Below are 5,269 nucleotides of genomic sequence, written 5' to 3' on the forward strand. Positions count from 1 at the left end.
CCATCGGGGTCGCTGAATGCAGCGGCCGGGATTTGCAGACTCAACGCACTGTCTTCTTCCACGCTTTGGGATACAAGGCTTCCGCCAGCAATGGGCGCTGAGTTTTCATTGCTGCCCGTATGGTGCGCAATTTGTTTAAGTAAATCCTTAACACTTAAAAGCGTGCCATCGGCAAATTTAAACAACTCCACACCTGCAGTCGAGAAAGTGGCTTCCGTCACACCCGATTCTTGCAGGAACCATTCATCTACTTGCCAGTTTGGCTGAGAGTCATCCGTTCGATAATCAATGGATAGAAAATGACGTCCGCTTTCAAATAGTTCAAGTGTTCTATAGTCACTGTCACTCTCAATTAAATCCCATCGATAGCTGAGATTATTTAATTGCACGCTGCCATCAAAATCTACAACATCCTGGTTGGCACGACTCAGATCTCCGCCATAAGTGATGAACATATTTGTATCGTGATCTGTACCAAATTCTGCTATATCTCTAATATGGTCAATACCCGGTTGAACCGCATTGATGATATACGTATCTGCGCCTGCCTGCCCATCTAGCCAATCACTGCCCTCGCCACCGATAATCACGTCGTTGCCATCAGTTCCGCTCACGATATCATCGCCATTGCCTGCATCAATCCATGCACCAAGTCCATGCTCCCTGAATTTTCTGTTCTGCCAGTCAACGAACGTATTGGGCTTCAAAACTGCCCAATCCCAATTTGGTGAGCGCAAGTTGACGTCGGCAGGGGGAGCGAAGTAGGGGGGGGTTATTTCCACTGATTGGAATTGAATAAGATCATTACCAGCGCCTGTCTCAATAACACCCCTAAATCCTTTTGCGATATCGGATGCATTAAGCACAACATCATCGCCCTCTGTACCAATAATTAACTTCTGCGTTGCCGTATCAGTCGTGGTATAATAATTTGATTCTTCTGTGTTGGTCTCCCAGCCAATGATTTTTCTCGCATCGTCTTGAGTGTCCTTTTTGTCCGGTATCAGCCAGCCGATTAGTACTGTGTCCTGTTGTGCAGATCCCCCTCCAGATACAGAACTACTGGGCCCATAAACCGGCTGCGCAGTGGATAGGTCTACCGAAGTCCCTGACGATGCCAAGCTGGACACGCTGATGAATTTCCCCGTTACAGGCTTTTTGGTAGCAGTTGATTTGTCATCTGAATAAATCGGCTGCCTACTCTGTGTTACAAGTGTTGATGTGACATGAGATTGGGTTAGATAATCCTCATAACTGAGTGAAATACCTTCTGTCATCTGAAGTGAAGACTGAATTACCTCGGTAGGTATGGCCTGATTATTGTCCCCATTAAATCCTCCGCCAACCCAGTACTGTGACATAGATCTCAACTGCAGCTGTTGTTGATCAATAAATGCCTGTTTACGTATGGCTAACGACCTCTGAGGTAGCGGGTTAGTTGTGTTAAGTAAATCTGCGACAGACAGCGTTCTATCACCTACCTGCACGCTCCACTGATGAGACATGGTCGCAGAAAAACCGGTCACAAAAACCTGATCGCCTGCAGAGTTCTGTATCACCAAGTCTCCACCCGTCCATGAAGTACGAAGGTCAGCAAGTGCAATCCCGTCAAAGCGAAGCACCCCCTCTTCGCCAGCTGTCGGTCGGATCACATCCAAGCCGCTGCCCGTTTCGAATACATAGGTGTTGCGGCCAGCTCCTCCAATCAGCAAATCATTGCCAGGGCCTCCGCGCAATTCATCGTCACCATCCAGACCCCGCAATTCATCGTTGCCTTCGCCGCCATCCAGCGTATCAGCTCCCAGCGAACCAATGAGGAGGTCATTACCACTTGTGCCGATCGGCAAAATAGATTGCACTAGGCTTTGCATGTTCAACACCGTGCCATCGGCAAAGACAAGGTCTTTGATCTGCGTCGCAGTGCCTGCCTCTATCTCAATCTGATCATTGCCGCCATAGGTCATCAGCAGTGCAACGTTGCCCAGGCTATTGCCACCCAATCGCGTCACCTGCAAGCCCCGAGGATCAATGCCGTTGGCAAAGTGGATGCTATTGCTGCCTTCTGCATATGCTTTATCAGTCCGGATACGGTCATAGCCGTCACCGCTGGCAAAGAAAAGGACATCGCCATTGGCCAAACCACCGCCACTTAGCTGCAAGGTGTCATCCCCATGCCCCCCAGTCAGCTGATCCTGGCCAGATCCTCCATTGAGAAAATCACTACCGTCGCCGCCGTTCAGGATGTCGTTCCCGCCAAATCCATCAATGCGCTCATTCCACTGCGTGCCATTGAGAACGTCATCACCTTCTGTTCCCTTGATCCATTGGCCCTGATCCAGTATTTCCGCATAGCTGAAGGATCGTCCATCTGCAAATTCAAAGTATATGTTGTCGAACGAGCTTGCTTCAATCACATCGCCTGCATCATCGCCTACTTGGATCACGATGGATGAACCTCCAGTCATAAGTCGCAAGCTCTCCGGGGTAATGTCTTTACCAAACCGAATTTGGCTAAACACTGCATGCCCCTGGGCATTAGTACGCGCGCTGGTGTCATGAATGCGATCCGCTCCATCACCCAGTGAGTACAAATAGGTGGCGTTGCCACCGCTGGCTTCGAGAAGGTCATTACCGTGACCGCCGCTCAAGGTTGCGTAAGCGCTTGTTGCTACGATGGCGTCATCAGCCCTGCCTCCCAAAAGGTATTGATTGCCCTGGGAGTCAGTTGTCTGCGCAATATTTTCAGCAAAAGTCCCTACCAATGCGCTCGTGGAGAAGGTGGCACCATTACCTAGTTGGAAGGTGTTGCTCAGGCCTGCCGCGCCATTAGCAATGGACAGGTAGTCCGCCGGGGAGGTCTGGATGAGCAGGTTCGCCCCTCCCATGCTTTGTACTGACAGGCTACTGGCTTGTGCGTCCTGCAAGACGATAGTGTTTTGGCCTTCATTATCATCAATAAACTCTGCCAAGTTCGACGCATTGGGCAAGGAGTCACCCCTTGCGATGATGTAGGTGTCATCTCCGGCACCACCCATGAGCGCGTCAGTACCAGCTCCGCCGATCAGGGTGTCGTTGCCTTCTCCGCCCAATATCTGGTCATCACCTGCACCGCCTAGGAGGGTGTCGTTCCCACCGCCGCCTCTAATGATGTCATTGCCTTCGCCACCATCGATGTAGTCGTTGCCTTCCGAATTCGACATCTCGTCGAAGTCTCCAATAAGTACATCGTTGCCTGCACCGCCAAGCACCGTATCGTTACCATCCCCGGCGATGATCTGGTCATCACCGTCGCCCCCATCGAGGTAATCACTACCCAGAGCATTTGCATCAGCGCTATCCGCATCGCCCCACAGGAGATCATTACCCGCTCCACCCAGAACCGTGTCGTCGCCGCCGCCTCCATTGAGTTGATCGTCGCCTTCGCCACCGTCCAGATAGTCCTCACCCTGATAAGCTGCAGGCATTGCTGTCCAGCTGCCATCGGGGAGCATGTGGTTGTCACCCCATAAACTGTCCCCGCCTGCGCCTCCTATGAGTGTGTCATCTCCTCCATTGCCAACAAGTAGGTCGTTACCTTCTCCGCCATCCAGATAATCATTGGCCTGAACGCTCCATGGCGTTCCATTATCTGAGCCACTATCGTCCCCCCAGAGCAAATCGTCGTCTGCGCCTCCAAGGAGCACATCGGCGCCCCCTTGGCCAAACAAGGCGTCTTTCCCCGCACCTCCTGAGATCACATCGTCGCCATGCGCGCTCGCCAATGTATAGGTGCCATAACTTTCACCATCTGCAAATCCGTCCCCATAGATGATGTCACTGCCTTCATCCCCAAAGAGCAAATCAGCGCCTCCCATGCCAATGATGTCATCATCGTCAGCGCCCCCATGCACAATATCCTCACCATCGCCTGCAGCCACGTAATCATTGCCGGCGCCCGCGTCAATGGTATTGCCCGTTGTTTCTCCAGATGGCGTCACAGTTGCGCCGAGCATATCAACCCGGCGCAGAATTGAAGCGCCATCCGTCCACCTAGGGGAATCCTCACGTGCCACCACCCATGAAAAACCTCGCGCCACTTCCTCTGTACCACTGGGCAGCACAGGGGGGACAAAGTTCACGTTCGTGGGCCGGTCAAGGAATCCTTGGGCGCTTCCGTAGATGACGTCGTTGCCCGCCCCTCCAATTATGGTGTCAGCACCCGAGCCCGCCATTACCAGATCGTCCCCATCGCCAGCGTCAATGTAGTCATCTCCATCGCCCGCCACGATGCCATCATTACCGCCCAGGCCTGAAATGCTGTCTACCCCTACGGTGCCAATGAGGATGTCTGCGGCACCTGGTTGGCTACCATCGGCGTCATAGCCCGTCGCAGTTGGAGCATATTGGGTGCCATCAATTTTCTTTACAAAATCCCCTGAGATCGTCGAATTCGGCGGTGATGGAGAGGCATCAGACAAAGTGATGCCTAAGTTACCGTTGGTCCAGTTGCGCACAATGATGGTGTCTGCGCGGTCAAAAAAGGCGACGTAAAGATCCTTCTCACCATTGGCCGCATCAGTGAAGGTGTAACTTATCTTCTTGTCGATGCTCTGCCACATGTTCGAGGCTACCAGAGATGCACCCGCGGCGCTCAATACGCCAAAGCCTTCAACGCTAATAACGCCATCCTTATCTGTGATGGTGTCTATTCCCGCACCTTTGGCAAACCGATAGGTATCGATGCCTTCCCCACCCTGAAGCATGTCGTTACCCGCACCACCGTCGAGTACATCATCACCAGCGTTGCCTTGTAAATAATCATTGCCATTCATACCCTTGAGGGTGTCGGCGCCAGTACCTCCAAACAGGTAGTCCTCGAGCCGCCGGCCCTCGATTTGCCCACCGTTGTCATCGTTGAAAATGACATACTTGGTAGTGACTGTTTCTTGGCCACGCCGAATCTTTAGCTTGGAGCTACGGTCTTCCCAGACCGTATTTTCTCCATCAAAGTCCATTGCTTGGTGAGCGCCATAGGCATTGACATCCACGCTGTCATACGACGCATTTTTTGAACCGTAGTAGTTTCTTCGCACCAACATTTGTGCACGCCGGTTTAGCCACTCATCAGTGAACAGGGCCGCTGCCTTGCCGCCCTCTGTTGCTGACTGATCTTTCTTCCACTGAGTGTAGATCGGCCCCCAGGCCTCAGAAACAGCAGCTTCAAACGCTGCTGGATCAGCGCCATGCAATACAAATGGGCTGAGCCCAAACAGGGCTGCAAATACACCAA

General features: G+C 52.3%; 1 protein-coding gene. It reads right to left on the reverse strand.

The window, feature by feature from the left end; translation table 11 throughout:
* The coding region (locus WH367_RS24265; RefSeq protein ID WP_339537998.1) for a hypothetical protein at positions 1-5,269 on the reverse strand (5,269 nt) is incomplete at both ends.

It is taken from the genome of Comamonas sp. MYb21, from assembly GCF_037479395.1.
Lineage (GTDB): Bacteria > Pseudomonadota > Gammaproteobacteria > Burkholderiales > Burkholderiaceae_C > Comamonas.